Origin of the sequence: Blautia caccae (assembly GCF_040095955.1) — a bacterium.
GTDB classification, from domain to species: Bacteria; Bacillota; Clostridia; order Lachnospirales; family Lachnospiraceae; genus Blautia; species Blautia celeris.
The window spans coordinates 248,988-270,880 of the sequence record NZ_JBBMFP010000003.1; the positions used below are offsets into that span (position 1 = coordinate 248,988).

13 protein-coding genes are annotated in these 21,893 nt (G+C 44.3%); all 13 read left to right on the forward strand.

All coding sequences use genetic code 11. The features are described from left to right. Positions 1 to 200: 200 nt before the first annotated feature. The 13 genes from WMO65_RS04655 to WMO65_RS04715 all read left to right on the forward strand — a co-directional run bounded on the left by WMO65_RS04655 (position 201) and on the right by WMO65_RS04715 (position 21,844). Positions 201 to 1,433 (forward strand): sugar ABC transporter substrate-binding protein, encoded by a 1,233-nt coding sequence (locus WMO65_RS04655; protein ID WP_033139442.1) that lies wholly within the window; start codon positions 201 to 203, stop codon positions 1,431 to 1,433. A 30-nt stretch (positions 1,434 to 1,463) separates the two neighbouring features. Continuing rightward, on the forward strand, positions 1,464 to 2,771 hold the full coding sequence (locus tag WMO65_RS04660) for a carbohydrate ABC transporter permease (protein WP_148392595.1): 1,308 nt from the start codon (positions 1,464 to 1,466) through the stop codon (positions 2,769 to 2,771). Next, positions 2,771 to 3,607, forward strand: a complete 837-nt coding sequence (locus WMO65_RS04665) for a sugar ABC transporter permease (protein ID WP_148392594.1) — start codon at positions 2,771 to 2,773, stop codon at positions 3,605 to 3,607. The genes WMO65_RS04660 and WMO65_RS04665 overlap by 1 nt, the downstream gene beginning before the upstream one ends. A 14-nt stretch (positions 3,608 to 3,621) precedes the next feature. Then, positions 3,622 to 5,907: a beta-galactosidase gene (locus WMO65_RS04670; RefSeq protein ID WP_148392593.1), complete on the forward strand. Its 2,286-nt coding sequence runs from the start codon at positions 3,622 to 3,624 to the stop codon at positions 5,905 to 5,907. Positions 5,908 to 5,954: 47 nt separating this feature from the next. Continuing rightward, a complete protein-coding gene (locus WMO65_RS04675) occupies positions 5,955 to 9,836 on the forward strand; it encodes a glycosyl hydrolase 53 family protein (protein WP_148392592.1) in 3,882 nt (1,293 codons plus the stop codon). A 4-nt stretch (positions 9,837 to 9,840) separates the two neighbouring features. Continuing rightward, the gene (locus WMO65_RS04680; RefSeq protein WP_148392591.1) at positions 9,841 to 13,122 is read left to right on the forward strand and encodes a DUF5107 domain-containing protein; all 3,282 of its coding nucleotides are present in this window, start codon (positions 9,841 to 9,843) and stop codon (positions 13,120 to 13,122) included. 119 nt (positions 13,123 to 13,241) lie between these two features. After that, complete coding sequence (locus WMO65_RS04685; RefSeq protein WP_256138882.1) at positions 13,242 to 13,706, forward strand: GNAT family N-acetyltransferase; 465 nt, start codon at positions 13,242 to 13,244, stop codon at positions 13,704 to 13,706. Positions 13,707 to 14,087: 381 nt separating this feature from the next. Next, the gene (locus tag WMO65_RS04690) at positions 14,088 to 15,443 is read left to right on the forward strand and encodes an ABC transporter substrate-binding protein (RefSeq protein WP_349063738.1); all 1,356 of its coding nucleotides are present in this window, start codon (positions 14,088 to 14,090) and stop codon (positions 15,441 to 15,443) included. 169 nt (positions 15,444 to 15,612) lie between these two features. After that, positions 15,613 to 16,497, forward strand: a complete 885-nt coding sequence (locus tag WMO65_RS04695; protein WP_148392588.1) for a carbohydrate ABC transporter permease — start codon at positions 15,613 to 15,615, stop codon at positions 16,495 to 16,497. A gap of 14 nt (positions 16,498 to 16,511) precedes the next feature. Then, positions 16,512 to 17,342 (forward strand): carbohydrate ABC transporter permease, encoded by an 831-nt coding sequence (locus WMO65_RS04700; RefSeq protein WP_148392587.1) that lies wholly within the window; start codon positions 16,512 to 16,514, stop codon positions 17,340 to 17,342. Positions 17,343 to 17,406: 64 nt separating this feature from the next. Continuing rightward, on the forward strand, positions 17,407 to 19,188 hold the full coding sequence (locus tag WMO65_RS04705; protein ID WP_148392586.1) for a cache domain-containing sensor histidine kinase: 1,782 nt from the start codon (positions 17,407 to 17,409) through the stop codon (positions 19,186 to 19,188). A gap of 8 nt (positions 19,189 to 19,196) precedes the next feature. Continuing rightward, positions 19,197 to 20,723 carry a response regulator transcription factor gene (locus tag WMO65_RS04710; protein ID WP_187370588.1) on the forward strand — a complete coding sequence of 509 codons (1,527 nt, stop codon included), beginning with the start codon at positions 19,197 to 19,199 and terminating at the stop codon, positions 20,721 to 20,723. Between the two features lie 47 nt (positions 20,724 to 20,770). Next, positions 20,771 to 21,844 (forward strand): uroporphyrinogen decarboxylase/cobalamine-independent methonine synthase family protein, encoded by a 1,074-nt coding sequence (locus tag WMO65_RS04715; RefSeq protein WP_148392584.1) that lies wholly within the window; start codon positions 20,771 to 20,773, stop codon positions 21,842 to 21,844. Positions 21,845 to 21,893 lie beyond the last annotated feature (49 nt).

Sequence of the window (21,893 nt, forward strand, 5' to 3'; positions counted from 1 at the left end):
TTTATCTTGCATAGAAGTCACTGTTCGGTACTCTCACAGTTACGCATAGGATTCCGTTTTATCAGTTCTATAAAATGCAAACAAATTCTAAAGTTTGTCATGTATGGGAAATGAGCATGCGATGATAGAATGAAGCCGTAAAGAGATAAAAGCAATAAAAACAATGACATTATAAAATGAAAGAAAAGGAGAAGAAGAACATGAAAAAAAGGATTGTAAGCGTACTACTGTGTTGTGTACTGACAGCGGCAGTGACAGGGGGATGCGGAAGTGACAAAAAAGCGGAGGCAGCAGAGAATCCGGCGGGAGAGGATGGTCTTGCCACAGAGGATGTAACTTTAAAAGTGTGGGAGTCCTCAGGTGTGGCGCAGGAGTTCATAGAGCAGGCAGGAGCCGCATTTACAGAAGAACATCCCAACATAACCATAGAATATGAGAATGTGGAACTTGGTGACGCTAACGGACAGATCGCGCTTGACGGACCGGCAGGAGTCGGCGCTGACTGTTTTGCGATTCCCAATAACGTGATCGGAAATCTGGTTGCAGGCGGGCATATCACAGAGATTACAGACGCAGAGACACTGAAAGCGAATATTCCCCAGTCGGGTATAGATGCTGTGACGTATGACGGAAAATGTTATGGGTATCCATTCTCAGCAGATACCTATGCGTTGTTCTACAACAAAGACCTGATAGAGGAAGCACCAAAGACCTGGGAGGATGTGGAGAAATTCTGTGCCTCCTATAACGGAAGCGGAAAATATGGGATGATCTTCAACGTGGCATCCGGCTACTATTCCGTCATGTTTAACGGATTAAACGGAAATAAACTGTTTGGACCGGATGGGACCGATGCAACAGATACATATATGAATAATAAAGACGCAGTGGAAGGCATGAAATATTTCCAGTCCTTCCGTAAGTATTTAGATGTACCGGCAGCCGATATTTCAGATGATTCCGTATGCCTTGCAGCATTTACCGAGGGAAAAGCCGCTATGTATGTAACCGGTGCGTGGAATATCTCCAACTGTGAAGATGCAGGACTGAATTTTGGTGTGACTACTTTACCGGCTTTACCGGGAGAGAATCATCCCTGCCCGTCATTTTCCAACGCAAGAACCATGGTAGTGTCAGCGTATACAGAACATCCTGCAGAGGCGGAAGCGTTTGCAAAATTCCTTGTTACTCCCGAAATGCAGAAACTGCGCTATGAGATCACAGGGGAAGTACCTGCAGGAGATATTGAGGTGGACAGTGAATATGTAAATGGCCTGATCGAACAGCTTCAGTACGCTTATCCGGCACCATCCATTCCGGAGGCTCAGGATTGGTACGAAACAATGGACAGTGCGTGTGCAAATATCTGGGACGGTGCAGAGGTACAGAAAGAACTGGATGCAGTCAACGACAGGATTGCAGTGAAAAAATAACACGCAGAATCCAGGAGGAGGAAAACTGTGATGGAATTAAAAACGGATGGCAGTTCTGAAAAAAAGGTAAGAGCAACAGCCATACTTTTTATGGGGCTTGGCCATATCTTGTATTTCAAAGAATATTTGAAGGGCAGTATCTATGCCCTGATAGAACTTGTAACACTTTGTCTCATTCCTTTTTGGGCAAATAAAATTTACGGGCTGATCACTTTGGGAAGCCCTCATCCGGAACTGCCGGTCAAGCAGCGTGACAATTCCATGTTTATGATGATAGACGGAATCCTGGTGATCGCGGTCCTGCTTATTGTGATTGCTGTCTATGTAGTGTCAGTAAAAGGTGCAATGGCGGAATATAAGGAGTTCTGCAGAAATGGCAGTCTGAATAGGAAAAAGGCATTCATATCGGGAAAAGCATTTCCCATTGCAGGACTTGCCCCGGCTATAATACTGATGCTTGTATTCGTGGTTGTTCCCCTGGTGTTTTCAGCATGTGTGGCTTTTACAAACTATGCTTCACCGGAACATATTCCGCCGAATAATCTGGTAGACTGGGTAGGATTTACGAACTTTACGGATATGTTCGGCGGTAATGCTGCATGGACAGGCGCTTTCGGCCGTGTGGCTGTGTGGACGCTTATCTGGGCAGTGCTTGCCACGGCAACCTGTTTCTTTGGCGGTTTCGTTTTGGCGGCAGTGCTCAATGAGTGCCGGATCAGGATAAAACCGGTGTTCCGTTCCATTTTTATCTTGCCTTATGCAGTTCCGGCTATTGTAAGTATGCTGGTGTGGAAGAATCTGTTGAACGGGTCTTTTGGTATTGTGAACAGGACCCTGATGGAAATAGGACTGATCAATAATCCAATCCCATGGCTGAGTGATGCGGGACTTTGCAGGTTTATATGTGTGCTGGTGAACCTGTGGGCAGGTTTTTCTTACTTCATGCTGCTGACAATGGGCAATATGACTGCGATTTCCGGTGATATATATGAAGCAGCCAAAATTGACGGGGCCTCACCCCTCTATATGTTCAGGAAGATCACATTTCCCTTAGTGCTGTTTCAGACCATGCCGCTTATCATTATGGGATTTACGCACAATATCAATAACTTCGGTGCCATCTATTTCCTTACAAGCGGACTTCCCGAGGCAGCAGACAGTGCCGTGACATCGGCTGGCTCCACGGATATCCTTGTGACATGGATCTATAATCTGACCATGGACCTGCAGAAATATAACTACGCGGCAGTGCTGGCGGTTGTTATCTTTGTGGTTATGGCACCTTTCGCTATACTGAGCTTCAGACAGACAAAGTCATATAAGGAGGGAGAACTGTAATGGGAAAGAGTGGAAAAATATTTACTTCCGTACTTGTATGGGTGTTTCTGATCGGTACCAGCCTGTTTGTGGTGTATCCTCTGGTTTATGTGGCGGCAGCAGCCTTTTCACCGCAGCAGAATATCGCATCCCTGAGTATTATTCCATTTGGGAATGGGGTGACGATGAAAAATTTTATTTACTTATTTCAAAAAACGGATTTTCCGCTTTGGTTTCGCAACACGCTTATTGTAGCGGTGGCAACAACAGTCAGCACAGTATTTATCTGTGCATTAAGCGCCTATGTATTTTCCAGATTCCGTTTTGTGTTTAAGAAATCACTTATGATGTCGCTCTTGATCTTACAGATATTCCCATCCTTTGTGGGGATGGTTGCAATCTATGTGATCCTGTTAAGAATCGGGGGTCTGAATACATTATGGGGGCTGGTGCTGGTTTATCTGGCGGGGAATATTCCCTATAATACCTGGATGGTAAAGAGTTATATGGATACGGTTTCCAAAAGCCTGGATGAGGCGGCGAGAATTGACGGAGCCGGGCATTTCCAGATTTTTGCAAAAGTGATCCTGCCGGTGTCAAGGCCCATCATCGTATTGCTGACGATCACAAGCTTTATTGCGCCCTGGATGGATTTTATTTTTCCGAAATTGGTGCTCCGGTCGTCCAATGTGCAGACCATTGCACAGGGATTATTTGGATTTGTCACAGAAAAGAAAAATATGTTTGCAACATTTTCAGCCGGTTCTCTGATCATTGCAATACCATTTATTATTTATTTTATCGTGACACAGAAAACCCTGATCACCTCTTTGAGCGGAGCGGCTGTGAAGGAATAGAAGGAGAGAAAGAAATGAATCATCACGTATCGATTGCAGAGTTTGACAAAAAAGAATTTTACTCTCTGGGGGAAAATTTCCAGGGAGAAAACCCATCCGGAGAGCAGATCTCATTTACAAATTATTATATGAAAGTGGACGGGAAACCGTTTTTTGGCATAAGCGGTGAGTTTCATTTCAGCAGATGTCATGAGAGCCGCTGGGAAGACGAGATCATTAAAATGAAAATGTGCGGGATCAATGTGATCGCCACTTATGTTTTCTGGATTCACCATGAGGAGGAGGAGGGTATCTTCGACTTTGAAGGGTGCAGAAATCTGAGAAAATTTATTGAACTCTGCGGGAAACACGGAATCTATGTGATCCTGCGTATCGGACCGTTTGACCACGGTGAGGTGAGAAACGGGGGAATCCCGGACTGGATGTACGGTAAACCCTTTGAAGTTCGGAAATTAAGTGAAGGTTTCCTGTTCTATGTAAGACGGTTATACGGAGAAATATCTGAGCAGATTCAGGGACTTCTTTATAAAGATGGAGGACCCATTATTGCGGCACAGATTGATAATGAATATATGCATTCATCCGCACCCTGGGAAATCACCACAGGTATTTCCGAAGAGTGGGTATTCGGGGGAGATGAGGGAGAGACTTATATGCTCACGCTTCAGGAAGAAGCGAAGAAATGCGGGATCATCACTCCCTTTTACACCTGTACAGGATGGGGTGGTGCCATTACGCCATCTGTCATGATGCCTCTGTGGGGCGGGTACGCATACCGTCCATGGCTGTTTTACGGGGACAGGGGAGAACATCCCAGCACAGAAGAGTATGTCTATCAGGATTTCCATCACAATGGTGCAGTGGTCACCAGCGATTTTAAACCGGCTTACGAACCGGAGACCAGACCATATGCATGCTGTGAAATGGGCGGCGGCATGATGTGTACTTACAACTACCGTTTTATACTGCCATATAAGAGTGTGGATGCCATGGCCAATATTAAGATTGCATCCGGCTGTAATTTCCTTGGATATTATGTATTTCAGGGCGGCACAAACCCGCTGGGAAAACACGGTACCTTTATGAATGAATCCCAGGTACCGAAGATGTCTTATGATTATCAGGCGGCACTTGGAGAGTTCGGACAGATCAGGGAATCCTATGAGAGATTAAAGACCATGCATTTTTTCTGCAGAACATTTGGAGAAACGCTGTGTCAGATGGAAACCGTTCTGCCAAAGGGAGCGTCTTTCATAGAAGCGAAGGATTTGGATACGCTCAGGTTTGCAGTCCGTACAGATGGGGAAAAAGGGTTCCTGTTTATCAATAATTTCCAGGATCACGAGACTGCAAAGCCAAAACAAAATGAGACAGTCACGATCCAGACAAAAGACGGGGAAATCGTGTTTGACCATCTGGACCTGGCCGGGGAAGAAAATTGTATTCTGCCGTTTCACATGGATATGGATGGCATTTTGCTGAAAAAAGCCACAGCCCAGCCAATAACCAGACTGGAAAGGGGCGGGGATATTACCTATGTATTCCTGAAACCGGAAGGGATGAAGGCTGCCTTTTATTTTGAGGAGGGTGTTCAGATATGCGGCGGGAATCCGGGGGCAGATGGTGTGCTGAGGTGTGAGGAAGATCAGGCAGCGGAACTGTTCCGGATTGCCAAAGGCGACAGAGTCTTAAATATCCTCTGCCTGAAACGGGATATGGCAAATCAGATGTATCTTCTGAAAGACCAGACCCTGCTGTTTGCCCATGGGGCCATTATGGAAACAGAAGATGGAATCCGCCTTGAGTCGAGAATGGCTGCAAACAGAATGTATTCTTATCCGAAGGATGGTTTTTGCGGCAATGAAAACGTGGTGAGGGCAGATGAGACAGATCCTGTTTTTGATATCTGGAAAGCGGATACGCAGGAAAGGGAACTTTCAGCCAAAGTCGTTCAGACAGCAGCCACCAGGTTTACGGTAAAACTTCCGGAGAATTTCATGGACGGTCTTAAAGATTTACTGGTGCAGATTCGCTATCAGGGAGATATCGGCCATTTATTTATCAACGGAACCATGGTGAATGACAATTTCTGCAATGGAGATGTGTGGGAATTTGGAGTGAGGACCTTTGAAGAAGAGCTGAAAGAACATCCGCTTACACTTACCATTACCCCGCTTAGGGTGGGGGCGAATGTCAACGTGGAATCTGCAATGGCAGCCCGCATGGAGAATGCAGAGGCATACATTGGGGAATTGGAGCGTGTGGAATTATGCCCGGTGTATGAATTCGTTCTGAGATAAAGGTGCGGCGGATGATAACGATAAAGTCATAGACAGGAGACCATTCTATGAGAAAAATAAAAGTATTTCTTATAATGAGCCTGATACTCATAGGCTGTATGAGGGGAGTGGCTGTCCATGCGGGGGAAACAGGGGAAATCATAAATCCTTCCTTTGAAATATGGGAGACCGGCGAAGGACTGGACGGCTGGACAAAAAGTGCGGATACCACCGCCGGGGCAGTAAAGCCGGCGTGGAGTGAAAACGATGCGCAGGATGGAAATTACAACCTGGCCTGTTGGGCAGAAAGCGATTATCATGTGGACATTTATCAGGATGTTAAGGGGCTTGAGCCGGGCTATTATTATCTGACCGCCTATGCACAAAATGGCGGCGGCCAGAAGTCCTGCAGTCTTTACGCAGGCGGAAGCGGACAGTCTTATGCCTCTACTATGATACCTGTAAGTGAAGGCGGGGTTACGAAAGGATGGCGGGGTGTCACGGTCCGGGGCATTGAGGTGAAAGAAGACGGTGCACTTAGGATTGGACTTCGCACAGACGCATATGCCGGAAACTGGATGAAGCTGGATAATCTGAATCTGGTCAGAGAAACAAACCAGGAAACGCCTTATGAATTTTTAAAAGGCGGAGATATCTCGGAACTGACCTGGCTGGAAGATTCAGGGGCTGTCTTTTATGATGAGAACGGAAGCCCAAAAGACGCACTTCAGATATTGGCGGACAGTGGTTTCAATTTTGCAAGGCTGAGGCTTTACAATGCACCGGGAAAAGGTAAGGGAAACGGAACCTACTACTGTAAAGAAGGGTATCAGGATCTGCCGGATATCTTATCTCTGGCCAAAAGAGCTTCGGATAAGGGAATGGAATTGGAACTCTCTTTCCATTACAGCGATTACTGGAGCAATGGTGAGACCCAGAATATACCGAAAGAATGGCAGGAACAGATTGAAGGTATGTCAGAAGAAGATGCGGTTGATAAACTCTGCAGTCTTGTGTATGACTATACCTATGAAGTCATGAAAGAAATGGAAAGCCAGGGAACCGTGCCGGCTTTTGTGTCTCTCGGAAATGAGATACAGAGTGGCATGTTATTCCCTTACGGAAAGGCATCTTCGGAAAACTGGAAGTATCTTGCCCGCTTTTTGACCAGCGGAAGCAATGCCGTGAAAGCGGCATCGCCGGAAACAAAGGTTATTATCCATCTGGATGGTGCAGGTGACAGCTCAAAATATACAGGCTTTTTTGATAATTGTGAATCCTTTGGAGTTCCCTATGATATCATCGGACCTTCTTATTATCCGTTTTGGACAGACTGTGATGTAGATACCATTGTGGCGTTCTGCAATGATATGGTGGAGCGGTATGATAAAGACATCATGATCATGGAAACAGGGTATAATTTTAATCCGGTGCTGCCAAACGGCCAGCCGGGGCAGTTATCGGATAACGGATGTTACAGCCAGGAAGGAACTTATGGAAGTACACCGGAGGGACAGAAAAACTTTATGGCAGATCTGTTCAACGGACTGAAAAGTGTAATAGACGGGCGCTGCCTGGGAGACTTGTATTGGGATCCGGTCATGGTGGAACAGAGAGGCGTAGGCTGGGCAATGCTGGAGGCTACGGACGAACCGGATATCAATGTGATCTCCAATACAACGCTGTTTGACTTTGAGCATAAGCTTCTGCCGGTAGGGCAGGTGTACCGGGACAGCCAGGCAGGCTATGCAGAAGGCGGTATTTCCGGAAGGCTTGTAAAAGCGGGACAAAATACAGAAGGTGTGAACAGGATTGAGGGATTGCTCAGACTGAACGGTATTGACCACCATATTCAGACAGATGCCTACGGATACTTTTACCTGGGAAATATACCGGAAGGCTCTTACAACATAGAGCTTTTGGTGGATGGAATGGAATATGCAGGGAATCTGGAAAGCCTGGAAATTGAAAAGGGAAAAAACACGGTATGCAGTCTGGAGTTAAAGGGTGCTGTCCTGTCAGGAAAGGTGCTGGATGATTCCGGAACCGGTGTGGAGAATGCGGCAGTCTATGCGTCTGATGGAACGCATGTCTTTGAAACGGTTACAGATGCAGAAGGCGGCTACACCATGCAGGATATTCCTGCAGGTACATGGGAAATCTGGGCAGAGGCAGCAGGATATGATGCGTCGGAAAAAACAGAGAAAACACTGGCTTTAGGAGAGACTCTTTCCCATGTGGATTTTCAGATAATATTAAATTCAGGAAGTATTACCGGCAAGGTACTGGATCAGGAGGAGAATCCCCTGGCAGATGTCAGAGTGAGCGCCATGGCAGATGATATCACGGTTTTGACATTTACAGACGAGAATGGAGTTTACACCCTCTCTCATCTGAAAACGGAAAAAGATGCGGCCAAAATATATAAACTCAACATATCGAAAGCAGGGTATGTGGAACAGGAGTACGAGGCAGAGGTACTGCTTGGACAGAGTACACAGGCAGAGAATGTTGTACTGAAAAAAGACATGGGATCCGTGCGCGGAAAAGTGATGGATTCCAACGGAATGCCGGCCGAAGGGGTGACTATTGCCATCAGCGGTACAGATACCTATGAGGCTGTAACAGATGAAAACGGATGTTACAGTATTGCGGAAATGACATCCGGGACCTATACCGTGCAGGCGGAAAAAGAAGGATATATGAAAAGTGCTGCCCTGACTATGGAGATTGTGTATGGAGAGCAGACAAAAGCAGATGTATTGGTTCTGCCGGATAAGATAGAGGTACAGAACCCGGGCTTTGAGCTTCCGGCAAACCCGGAAGATGAATGGGATAAAGTACCGGCCGGCTGGGAAATCGAAGCGACATCCAATGAGGCCAGTGGTTCCAGTGTGATCAGGCAGGACAGAAGTACATTTGGAGGTGCTTTTGAGGGACAATACGGACTTTCGTTTTGGCTGGATGAAGCCTTTGCGGGGGATGTCAGCCAGCAGATGAGCGGTCTGGAACCGGGAAATTACCTTCTGCGGGCATATGTGTACTCAGGAATCAGTCAGGATTTCTGTCTGTATGCGAAGGATAGTTCGGGAGAGATCATCGGCAGTACGACAATTCAGCCCAGCGGCGGTTATAGCCCGGTCAGTCTTGTCTTTTCACTGGAGGAAGAGGTGTGCAGTATTGGATTCTACGCAGATACAGCCGGTTCGGACTGGGCTGTTGCGGACCAGGTGGAATTAGGGTATCTGAGACAGTATGAACCCAGCTATGAAGAACCGGATGAGAAGCCGGATTTTACAGCACCGAAAGCAGATGTGAGGGCAATCCCACAGGAGGGCGGAAGCGTGGAGGCTGTCCTGATGGGGGCAGATGAGGAGAAGGGAACCGCAGACTGGCACCTGATTGCAAGTCCGGCAGAAGGATACCGTTTTGTAAAATGGGTGGACGGCAATGAGGAAGAGATTGTGATTTCCACCAATCCGGATTATATGACTGTGCTTAATGAGGACCGGAGTTTTGCGGCGGTGTTTGTAAAAGAGGAAACGCCAAAGCCGGATGATACGCCGGACCCGGATGATAAACCAAAGCCGGACGATACGCCGAACTCGGATGATATGCCGAATCCGGATGATACGCTGAAACCGGACGATACATCGAACCCGGATGATACGCCAAAACCGGATAGTACGCCAAACCAGGATGATAAACCAAAGCCGGATCATACATCAAAGCCGGGTGCTATACAGAAACCGGGCAATACAGCCGGCGCAGGTAATAAAACCAAACCGGGAAACAGCAGTAATCTGCAGAATAAGTCTGCGAAGGCGGCTAAGACGGGGGATGAGACACAGACAGGTATTTATCTTTGTCTGATGACAGCGTCAGGTATTGCAGCGCTGGGCGTTTTCGCAAAGAAAGGCAGAAAGAAAGACAGAAATAAAGGAGAATAAGAGGATGGATACAGTTAGAATATGGGAAGAATCAGTTGTGATTCCTACATATGAGGTGGGAGCACCGGATAAGAACCCAATGTTTTTGGAGAAAAGGGTTTATCAGGGCAGTTCAGGAAAGGTATATCCCTATCCTACCACAGAGATCATCAGCCATGAAAAGAAAGATAAGACATGGCATGCAGTCTATCTGGAGAATGAATACCTGAAGGTTATGATCCTTCCCGAACTGGGTGGCCGTATTCAGAGAGCCTATGACAAGACAAACGACTATGATTTTGTATACTATAATCATGTGATCAAACCGGCTCTTGTAGGTCTTGCCGGCCCATGGATCTCAGGCGGGATTGAATTTAACTGGCCCCAGCATCACAGGCCGACTACTTATATGCCGGTTGACCATGTGATCAGTGAACATGAAGACGGAAGTAAGACACTTATGGTAAATGATGTGGACCAGATGTATGGGACAAAAGGAATCGCATCCTTTACTCTGTATCCGGGAAAAGCATATATTGAAATCCGGGGACAGCTTTATAACCGGACTGCCATGCCGCAGACCTTTTTATGGTGGGCCAATCCGGCAGTTCCGGTCAACGATCATACACAGTCTGTTTTTCCGCCGGATGTTCATACGGTATATGATCACGGCAAGAGGGATGTATCACGTTTCCCCATTGCAAAAGGTGTATATTACAAACATGACTACAGTGAAGGTGTGGATATCTCCAGATATAAGAACATACCGGTACCCACATCCTATATGGCTGAGACATCAAAATATGATTTTGTGGGCGGTTACGATTATCAGAAAGAGGCAGGGCTGCTTCATGTAGCGGACCACCATTTTTCACCGGGTAAGAAACAGTGGACGTGGGGCTGCGGGGAGTTCGGAAAAGCATGGGACAGAAGCCTGACAGACGAAGACGGGCCTTACATTGAATTGATGACAGGCGTTTATACAGAAAACCAGCCGGATTTTACATGGCTGAAACCATTTGAGGAAAAGACCTTTAAACAATATTTCATGCCTTACAAAAAGGTAGGCGCAGTAAAGAATGCTACGATCCATGCAGCACTTGGTGCAGAGATAGACCGTGAGACAATCAGGGTTACCATATATGGGACACAGAGATATGAGGACGCAGAAGTAGTTGTGACAAATGCCGGGCAGGAGATTTATCGTAAAAAAGGTTTTCTGTCTCCAACAGATATCTTTGAGGCAGCTATCCCGGCAGATGTCAAAAAGAAAGAAGATATCTGTGTTTCTGTATATCATGGAAAAAAACTGCTGGTATCTTATCAGCCGGAAAAGGAAGAAATACCGGAACTTGGAAAACCGGCAGAGGCAGCTAAAAATCCGGAAGAGATCATGACCAATGAGGAGCTTCTATTGACAGCCCAGCATATAGAACAGCACCGCCATGCCACCTATCTTCCTGACCCGTATTATCTGGAAGGTCTGAAAAGAGATCCGGGCGACAGCAGGATCAACAATGCTTACGGTATGCTGCTTTTCAGAAGAGGTAATTTTACAGAGGCAGAAAAACATTTCCGCGCGGCGATCAAGAGGCTGACGTTTCGAAGCCCGAATCCTTTTAACAGTGAGGCTTATTACAATCTGGGTCTGGCTCTGTTTTATCAGGACCGGAAGGATGAAGCCTTCGATGCATTTTACAAGGCAACCTGGAGCAATGAGCAGCAGGAAATGTCTTTCTATTATCTGGCGGCTATTGAGGCTGGAAGAGAAAATTATGAGGAAGCTTTAGAGCTGGTAGAAAAGGGACTCATAAAGAACAGTCACAATATAAAGGCAAGAGCTCTAAAAGCAGTCATTCTTCGGAAATTGGGAAGATTAGAGGAGGCAAAAGACTGGATCGCGGAAAACTTAAAGGTTGATGCATTTGATTATATGTCCAGATTTGAACTGGTGTTATCAGAAGAGGATAATACAGAAATACTTTCAGAGATGAATTGTTTTATGCGCAATTTCCAGGAAAATTATCTGATGACTGCGAGAGATTATGCAGATGCCGGATGTTATGAGGAGGCAATTTCCATTCTGGAACAGTGCACAAAGGCATATCCGCTTTTGTCCTATTATAAAGGTTACTATTATGCAAAACTGGGGAATACGGAAAAATGTATCAGTGAGTACAAAGAAGCGGATGCATGTAACCCTATCTATTGTTTCCCCAATAAATTAGAGGACATTGCCGTATTAAAAGAGGCGATCCGTGTACTGCCAAAAGGTGCAAAAGCTTATTACTATCTCGGCAATCTCTATTATGATAAGCTGCAGTTTGAGCAGGCAATCGGGCTTTGGGAAAAATCCACAGCACTGGATAATAGTTATCCCACAGTACACAGAAATCTGTCAATTGCTTATTATAATAAGCAGGGAAATCTGCAGAAAGCAAAAACAGAGATGGAAAAGGCTTTTGCTTTGGATGAAACAGATTCAAGAGTATTTTTGGAGTTAGACCAGTTATACAAGAAACTGGGAGTGCCGTTTACAGAGCGTTTAGAGAGATATGAAAAACATATGGACATTGTGGCAGAGCGGGATGATGTGATGCTGGAATTTGTCACCCTTTACAATCTGACGGGTATGCATAAAAAAGCATATGATACCATTATGTCCCATACATTCCGCCCGTGGGAAGGCGCGGAGGGGAGAATCTCCGGCCAGTATAAGATCGCACTGCTGGAAATGGCAAAAGAAAAAATTGCTCAGTCCCAGTACAAACAGGCAGAGGAATTACTTCAGAAAGCAATGATCTATCCCCATAATCTGGGCGAAGGAAAACTGGAAGGCACAAAGGATAATCACCTGTACTACTATCTGGGAATTGTGAAAAAGATGCTTGGCAGCCAAGCAGAAGCAGCAGAGTGCTTTGAAAAAGCCCGGATCGGTGAAAATGAACCTGCAGGCGTTTTATACTATTACGACCAGCCCGCAGACATGATTCTTTACAAGGGTCTGGCAAATCTGGAGCTTGGAAATACAAAAGAAGCATATGCGTGCTTTAATAAGCTGATGGATTACGGAGAAAGACATTTAAATGATGAGATGAAGGATGACTTTTTCGCAGTATCATTACCGGATTTCCTTATTTTTGAAGAGGATATGAATGTGAGGAATAAGGCACATTGCTTTTATCTGATGGGCCTTGCAAAGCTTGGGATGGGAGAAAAACAAAAAGCTTCCGAATACTTTGATGAAGCATTACAGCTTGATCATAATCATCAGAATTGTTATATTTATAAAAAAATGGCAGTTTAAACGGAGGTGAATCCTCCGGGTAAATTGATGAAAAGGGTGAAAAAGAGACAGGTAAGCCTGGTTTTTCTATGTTAAGATGCAAACCTCTGTTATAATAGAAGAAACATGAAATTCGGAGGATGCTGTTTATGGAATTAGTTATTAAAAAATACCAGGAGCTCACATTGGATGAGTTATATGAAATATTAAAAGTCCGCGCCGAGGTCTTTGTTGTAGAACAGCATTGTGTATATCAGGACATGGATGATTTTGATCAATGCGCAGTACATGTATTTTTACGCGATGATGACGGAATTCAGGCTTATTTACGGGTGATTGAACCAGGTAAAGCAGGGGAAGATGCGGCAATAGGAAGGGTATTGTCAAAAAAGCGGCGCTGCGGATTGGGAACCGAAATAGTCTATGCCGGCATCGAAGCGGCAAAGTCTCGGATGCACGCGTCAAAGATCAGAATTGCGGCACAGACATATGTGAGGTCTTTGTATGAAAATATCGGTTTCAAACAAAGCAGTGAGGAATTTATGGAAGACGGCATTCCGCATATAGAAATGATTCTGAGTATAGATCAGAAGAATTTAGTGTAAATACGGGGCGCCGGATACCGGTCCGATTTACAGCACCATCCCATCGGAGAAACTGGCTGCCCTGCAGTGGGCAGAGCAACTCCGTCTGTAGATTTTTAAAATATAGTAAAGTGACAAAGCAGAAGGCTGCTGTTCCGGCTAAACATTTAGCTGGGCGGCAGCCTTTTTTACGCCTTTCCTACTGTCCGCTCTGGGGATGCATTTGCGCTTCTTTGTATAAAAAGAAAAAACACGGATAATACAAAGCAAACACATTTGATTCATTTTATTTTTAGCCTTTAACTGCTAGAATGAACCTACAAGTTAAATCAAACGAACATCAGCCATTATCCGAAGAGGGGATTTGAGAGTTGCTGATGCACAAAAGCAGGAGGGAAAGAAATGAAAAAAAGAGTAGTTGCAATGGCTCTGTCACTGATGATGGCGGCAAGCATGCTGGCAGGCTGCGGCGGTTCTAAAAATGAATCTGCAGATACAGGGAAAGGGTCAGCGGCAGATGCAGCAGCAGAAGAGGGCAGTGAGGAAAAAGGAGAGATGAAGGTCCCTGAGGAAATCACACTTTATACCTACTATGCAGAAAATGCTATTACCGAAGTGGACGAGACGCTTAAACGGTTAAAAGAGATTTATCCGGATACAACCGTAAACATTGAACACCGTACCGACTCTGATGGAACAGTTCTTAAGACAAGAGCTTCTGTGGGTGAACTGCCAGACATCTTCGAATGTCCGGGAACCCTGGTAGATGTGTTTAAGAAATCAAAGGATTTAGTAATACTTGATGATGCGGTAGAGGAAAGCGGAATCCTTTCTAAATTTATTGATGGCAGCTGCGATGCCAAGAAATCTGAGGACGGACATTTTTATGCAATTGATTCTACGGCTCCACAGGCTTGTCTGATCTATTACAACAAAGATGTATTTAAGAATCTGAATCTGGAAGAACCTAAGAATTATGATGAATTTAAAGAAGTTGTAAAAGCACTGGCAGACAGCGGTGTTATCCCGATGGCTCTGTTTGGGCAGGAGAAATGGCCCGGATTAATGATGTTTGATATTGCATCGATTGGTCAGGGTGCATATGAAGGAATCACTGGTCTGGATGATGGTACAACAAAGATTACAGACCCGGCATATGAAGAAGCGGCAAAGAAAATCGAAGAGCTTGTTTCTCTCGGACTCGTTGGAAAAAGCGCTTTGAACACGAATGCCAGCCAGGCATATGAATATCTTGCCGCAGGCCAGGCAGGTATGCTGATCAGTGGTAATTGGTTCTTTGATGAAGTGGTTAATAAAGGATACGACAATCTCGACTACTTCCGATACAATCCGTTTACAGATGCGGGCAAAGAGGAAGAGACGCAGTGGCATATGTCTGGCGGAACAGGAATGCCCGATGGATATGGTGTCAGTGCAAAAGGTGAATATGCAGAATTCTGCAGCAAGTTTGTCATGGATTGGGTATACATAAGGCAGGTAGTGGCGGCAGAAAATGGAGCAGTTACAGCGTTAAAGGAAGAAGTCAAACCATTAAAAGAAAGGCCTGAATGTTTCCAGGATTATGTAGATCATATACCAGATTTCAAATCTACAACAAAATTCGAATGGTCACTGGACAATCGTGAAGTGCTGGTTGCGCTGGAAGATGCAAGTGAACTTTTGAATACAGGAAGCTATACAGCAGCTGATTTCATGGATACTCTGAAAGAGCAGATTCCAGAACTGTTAGGCGAATAAGGAGAGGCGGAAAGGAGCTTTACTGAATCTGGTAGGCTCCTTTTCCCATTCCTGATGAGGAAGAGCTGGATGCCGGCCTCTGGTACGGTTTCATACGGTCAGCGCAGTAAATGCGCAGACCTGCCTGTACTGTTACGAAGATAGTTCCGGAATAGAAAAGGAGATTGAGATGAATACCATATTCAAAAAAAAGAAAGGCGCCATGATAGTATTTGTGGCACCGGTGGTCATTTTATTTTGTCTGATCATTGCTGCTCCGCTGATTGAATCAGCTATGATGAGCTTTACCGAATGGGATGGGGTCAATGAGGCAGCCTTCATCGGACTTGATAATTACAAGAAGCTGTTTGGAAGCAGAGATTTGGCCGTCTCCCTCAGAAACAGTATTCTGTTCTCTGTAGTTCTGACGGTATGTCAGGTAGGACTTGGGACCTTTTTGGCATATGTAATAACGAATTTTGAGTTCCGTTCAAAAATATTTTTCAGAAATGTTTATTTCTTCCCGGTGCTGCTGTCTGTATCCGTAGTTGCACAGCTGTGGATTTCTATATATAACGGAGACTTCGGACTGATCAACCAGCTGAGTAAGACCTTTGGATCAGACTGGCAGCAGAACTGGCTGAATGAGCCGGTCAGGGGAATTATTGCAATCGCCCTGGCAGAAAGCTGGAAGGGTGTGGGGTATCATATGCTGATCATTTATGCTGCCATGAGAAATGTACCCAGTGTATACTACGAAGCCTCATATATTGACGGAGCAAATAAGAAACAGCAGTTCTTCAATATTACTCTGCCTCTTAGTGCTTCTACCATCAAGGTATGTGTTGTTATGTGCATCACCTACGGTTTTCGTGCATTCGAGATGATTTTCCTTATGACAGGCGGAGGACCCGGAAACTTTTCACATACTCTCCCGATCATGATGTACAGCGCACTGTTTAAACTGCAAAAATATGGATACGGCAGTGCTATCGCCATAGTTATCGTGGTCATCTGTGTAGGCCTGATGATGATCATCAACAAGGCAACCGCACGGCTGGATGAGCAATATTGAAAGGGGGGAGAAAAATGAAAAAATGGTCCGTGTCGAGAGTCATAGTTTTTATGATTATGGTATTATTCGGGATTATCTGTTTGTATCCGTTTATCTGGATGGGATTTTACTCTTTAAAGAATAACGAAGAGATTTTTGTGACAAATCCATTTGGCCCGCCGCTTAAACCCCAGTGGTCCAATTATGCTGAGACAGTAGAACAGTTTGATATTTTAACATATTTTAAAAACAGTCTGATCGTATCCATAGCAGCCATGTTTTTTGGGATTTTGTTCTGTTTGATGTTTACATATGTTATAGCAAGAGTCAGAACTAAAACTACGAAATTCCTTCATGTATTCGTCATGGCCGGAATGTTCATACCGATTCAGGCAGTTATGACGCCACTGGTAGTCATGGTCAAGAATCTCCATCTGAGCAATACCAGATGGTCACTGATCGTGCCCTATGTAGCTCTTAGCTTTCCTTTTGCTGTCATGGTACTTTATGGCTTCTACAGAAGCCTTCCCATTGAGCTGGAGGAGTCGGCGTATATGGAAGGAGCAGGATTTTTCAAAACATATTTCAGCATTATCCTGCCTCAGATGAAATCCGTTGTCTCTGTATTGATTATTTACCAATTCATGTCCCACTGGAATGAATTCAGTCTGGCACTGATCCTGATAACAAAGGACGAATTGAAGACACTGCCCCTTGGCCTGGCAGGCTTCTATGGACAGTTCTCTACAGATTGGGGGCCTGTTGGGGCTGCAATGGTTTTAGCCAGCTTACCGGTCATAGTCATGTATCTGTTTTTCAGCAATCAGGTTAGCGATGCGATGGCGATTTCCGGTATGAAAAATTAATTCCTCATGCTACAATATGTTACAGAGATAGAAAGATATAAGTATCAGGGGGATAGGGCTGAATATGAAAAAAATACGGGATATGTCAATTCAAAAAAAGAACAGCTGTCTGTTCCTCGGATGCTTTCTGGTGCTTCTGCTCTGCATAATTGTTGTGCTTCATTATGTATATCGGAAGCAGATCCACCAGGAATTAATTCAAAAAGTGCACTACGAGGATGAGATGATCGTAAATCAGATGGAACAGCTTTCCCAGAATGTGGAAAGCTGCTGCAACAATCTGATCATCAATCTGAACCTGACCATAGACACAAAGGCCGGAATCATTGATAAGCCGGAGATGTATGATCAGAGGATAAAAGAAAAGTTGGTTGCGGTAATGGAGAATAATTTTCTTCTGTTTCCGGATATCAGTCAGATATCTGTTCTGTATAACAATGGGAATTTATATACCAAGGATGCTGGACGGACATACTCATTTTCGGAAGACAACTTTGAACTTTTGGAAGAATTTGAGAAGACTAATGTGGATACCAGAGGAGCCTGGTACTATCAGAAATGTGAAGAACCTGCTGTGTATTTTGTGAAGGTGTTTCGAAGTATCCAGATAAATTCCAAGGTGGGATATATTCTCCTGAAACTAAATGAGGAGGCCATCTTTCGGAACTACCGAAATCAGAGGGAAGAAACACCGGTGGAGCTATATGTGTTTGACAAAAATGATTCCCTGTTGTCCTCCAGTCAGAGAGAATCGGTGAATCGGATTTACAAAGAAATTGATCTGGATAAACGGACAGAAGCCTCCCAAAAACTTTACTGGCAGCAGGTACAGGAACGAAAATGGAATCCGGATTATCATGTGATGGAGTATGAGACTGATACGGGATGGACTGTGGTATCAGTTCTGGACGTAAAAAAAGGTATGCAGGGACTTCGTATGATTACCGGAAATATTATTATTGTCAGTTTGATTTTGATGGTATTTTTCTTCATTATAACCTGGCGGATGCAAAAAAGGATACTCTATCCGGTGGTGGAATTGGCAAATCATATGAGAAAGACAGGAGAAAACCAGATTCAGAAAATACCTGAAAAAGACAGTAAGGATGAGGTGGGGCTTTTAGTTTCCAGCTTTAATCAGATGGTAGAGACGAACTCACGCCTGATTCAGAGAGTGGCCCAGAATGAGGAAGAAAAAAGATATCTGGAGCTGGCATTGCTTCAAAATCAGATCAAACCTCATTTTCTGTACAATACGCTGGATACCGCTTTCTGCCTGAATCAGATGGGTCTTCATAAGGATGCCAGCTATGTGATCAAGCAGCTGGCAGGATATTACCGTCTGGTGCTCAATCACGGTGCTGAGTGGATCAGTCTGTCACAGGAATTGGACGCTCTGGAAAAATATCTGGATATCCAGTCTGTACGTTATAATGAATGGCTTAGCTACAGTGTTCAGGTGGATGAAGAACTGTACGGATTTCAAATACCGAAGATGACCCTGCAGCCCTTGGTGGAAAATGCTATTTATCATGGAATCAAACCAAGTGGTCGAAAAGGCCATATATGGATAACTGGCGAGCTGTGTAAGGATGGTATCCTTCTGTCTGTGACGGATGATGGAGTGGGTATGACAAGGCAGGTCTTTGATGAAATTCTGACTGGTGAACGGGAATCAACAGATGGGGAAAGTTTTGGCGTAAGAAGTGTGACGGAACGGCTGCGGCTGTTCTATGGAGAAGGTACGAAGGTTGAATTGGCTGATACGGACATGGGAACCAGTATTATTCTAAAAGTAAGCCTGAAGGAAAAAGAATCCTGTGGGTTTCAGATTAAAAGAAGGTGAAAATAAAGTTGAAATATCAGGTACTGTTGGTAGATGATGAGAAAATCTATCTGGATTATTTGCAAAAGATGATTAACTGGGAATCCATGGACTGCGAGATTTGTGGATGTGCCCAAAATGGAGAAGAAGCCATACAGATGGTGGAAGAGAAAACCCCTGATATTGTTTTTATGGACATCAATATGTCTCAGATGGATGGATTGGACGCCTGTGAAGTGCTTCAGGACAGGAAAAGCAGCGTGAAAGTGATCATCATGACTGCATACAATGAATTTTCCTTTGCCCACAGAGCAATCCGGCTGAATGTATTTGACTATCTTTTAAAACCATTTGATGAGGAGGAACTGTCTAAGGCTTTGAAAAAGTGCATCGCTGAAATCAGGAAAGAGCGAAACTATGAGAAAAACCAGGAAGAGACATTTCTGAAAGGACTCTTAGACTCCGGAATGCCCGGGAAAGAGCGGGAACAGATGGAGCAGATGATTTCCAATTATCATTTTCTGGCAGTGCTGTTTGGAAGAAAGACGGAAGTTCCTTTTAGCGAGAGGGAGAGAATCAGAAGCCTTTTGTCTGATTACTTCTATCCGATGGGAATAGAAAGCTATTTCCTGGGAAACCAGAAGGGGTATGGAATTGTCATTCATGCGATGATGCAAGAGCAGATTCCTCTTGCAGCTATCAAGAGCCGGTACAAAAAGCTGCTGGCGGATCATCCGGAGGAAGAATTTCAATGGGTGGCCATTGGAAATGTGGTAGATGGCATTGATAATCTTCAGAATACATATCAGAATGCCCAGCTTGTCCGGGAAAACAGAATCAGAACAACAGGAAAAATCTGCGGTTATGACGACATTCAGCAGTTGGATAAGGATGTTACATTTTTTAACAGCAGCGATGTAAGTCTCCTTATTAAAGCGTTTGAGATGAAGGAATATGATACAGCTGACTCCATAATTGAAAAGATGTTTGGATTATCTCAAAATAAGATGCTTTCTTTTCAATATGTGATCGCGGCTTATTACTCACTGGTAACCGGTATTTACAGTTATTATCATTATAAGGAAGATAATGATCTGACTCAGCTTATGGGAAACCAGAATAATCTGATTACTGAAATCGGACTGTGTTCTGATGTTCATCAGATACTGGAAATCGTAAGAAACTACGTTTATGAAGTATTCAGTGACTGCATCAATGTGCGGGTGGGAAATAAAAAAGAATTGCTTGTAGCAAAAATAGAAAAATATCTGCAGGATCACTATACCGAAAAATCGCTGTCTGTAAATCAGATAGCAGATGAATTATTTTTTGAGAACAGTTATATAAGAAGGGTATATAAACTGCAGACTCATAAAACCATCATTCAAAGGCTGGAAGAAATCCGGATGGAGAAAGCAAAACAGCTGTTGATGGAGAAGCATTATAAAAACAGCGATATTGCAGAAATGACTGGTTACTGTGACCAGTATTATTTCAGCAAACGGTTCAAGCTGTATTATGGATGTTCCCCTTCGGAATTCCAGATGGAGAAATAAATCGAATAAAATATTATAATAAAACAGAAAGACAGAGGTATAAGAATATGGGAATAAAATTTACAAGTGAAGACTGGGCAAGAATCGGAGAAACCTATGATAAGTGGTGGAGCAAAGAATTGGACCGTCCGGTGATCAAACTTACCTTACAGAAAGAATACAGCTACAGCGGAAACATTCCTCTGCTGGCACAGGACAATTGTCACCGCCTTGATATCAGCGCAGAAGATGTTGTGGAAAGAATCAATCTGGATCTTGAAAATCAGGAGTATTATGGCGATGCATTCCCAATGTTCAATTTTGACGTTTTCGGTCCTGGTCTGGTGGGCGCATTTTTAGGTGCAGAACTGGATAATTCCACAGGAAAAGTATGGCTGGCGTTTCCGGAAAAACTGGAACTGAAGGATATGCATTTTGAATACCAAAAAGATAACGTATGGCTCAACCGCATCAAGGATATTTACAATGCAGCTCACAAAAAATGGAAGGGAAATGTGCTGATGGGTATGCCGGATCTTGGCGGTGTCATGGATATTCTTTCCTGTGTCAGAGGTGCAAATGATCTGTTACTGGATCTTTATGATGAACCAGATGAAGTAAAGCGCGTAAGTAAAGAGATTCAGGATTTATGGATCCGTTATTACAGAGAACTGGAAGAGGTTTTACAGCCTGTGAACCCCGGATATTCAGACTGGAGCGGTCTTTACAGCAGCCAGCCATCCTATGTTGTACAGGATGATTTTGCCTATATGATCGGACCGGATATGTTTGAGGAATTTGTAGTAGATGATTTGACAAACCTATGTAATACTATGACTAATACATTATATCATCTGGATGGAAAAGGACAGTTAAATCATCTTCCACAGCTGATGGCGATCGAATCTCTGGGAGCAATCCAGTGGTGTCCGGGAGATATGGCGCCAAGCTGCAAAGAATGGATGGATGTCTATAGGAGTATCCGTAAATCCGGAAAAAATATGCAGATTCTGGGAGATGAAACTGACTTCGCGGCAATCGCAAAAGAGATTGGAGCAAAGGGATTATACCAGGGATTTACCCGTCCGTATGCTCAGAAAGAAAGGATGCTCAGACATATGGAACAGTACGGAGTCCGCTGATTGCTTCGCAGGAATGTCAATGTGGTATCGCCCACTGTCTGAAAAAGAA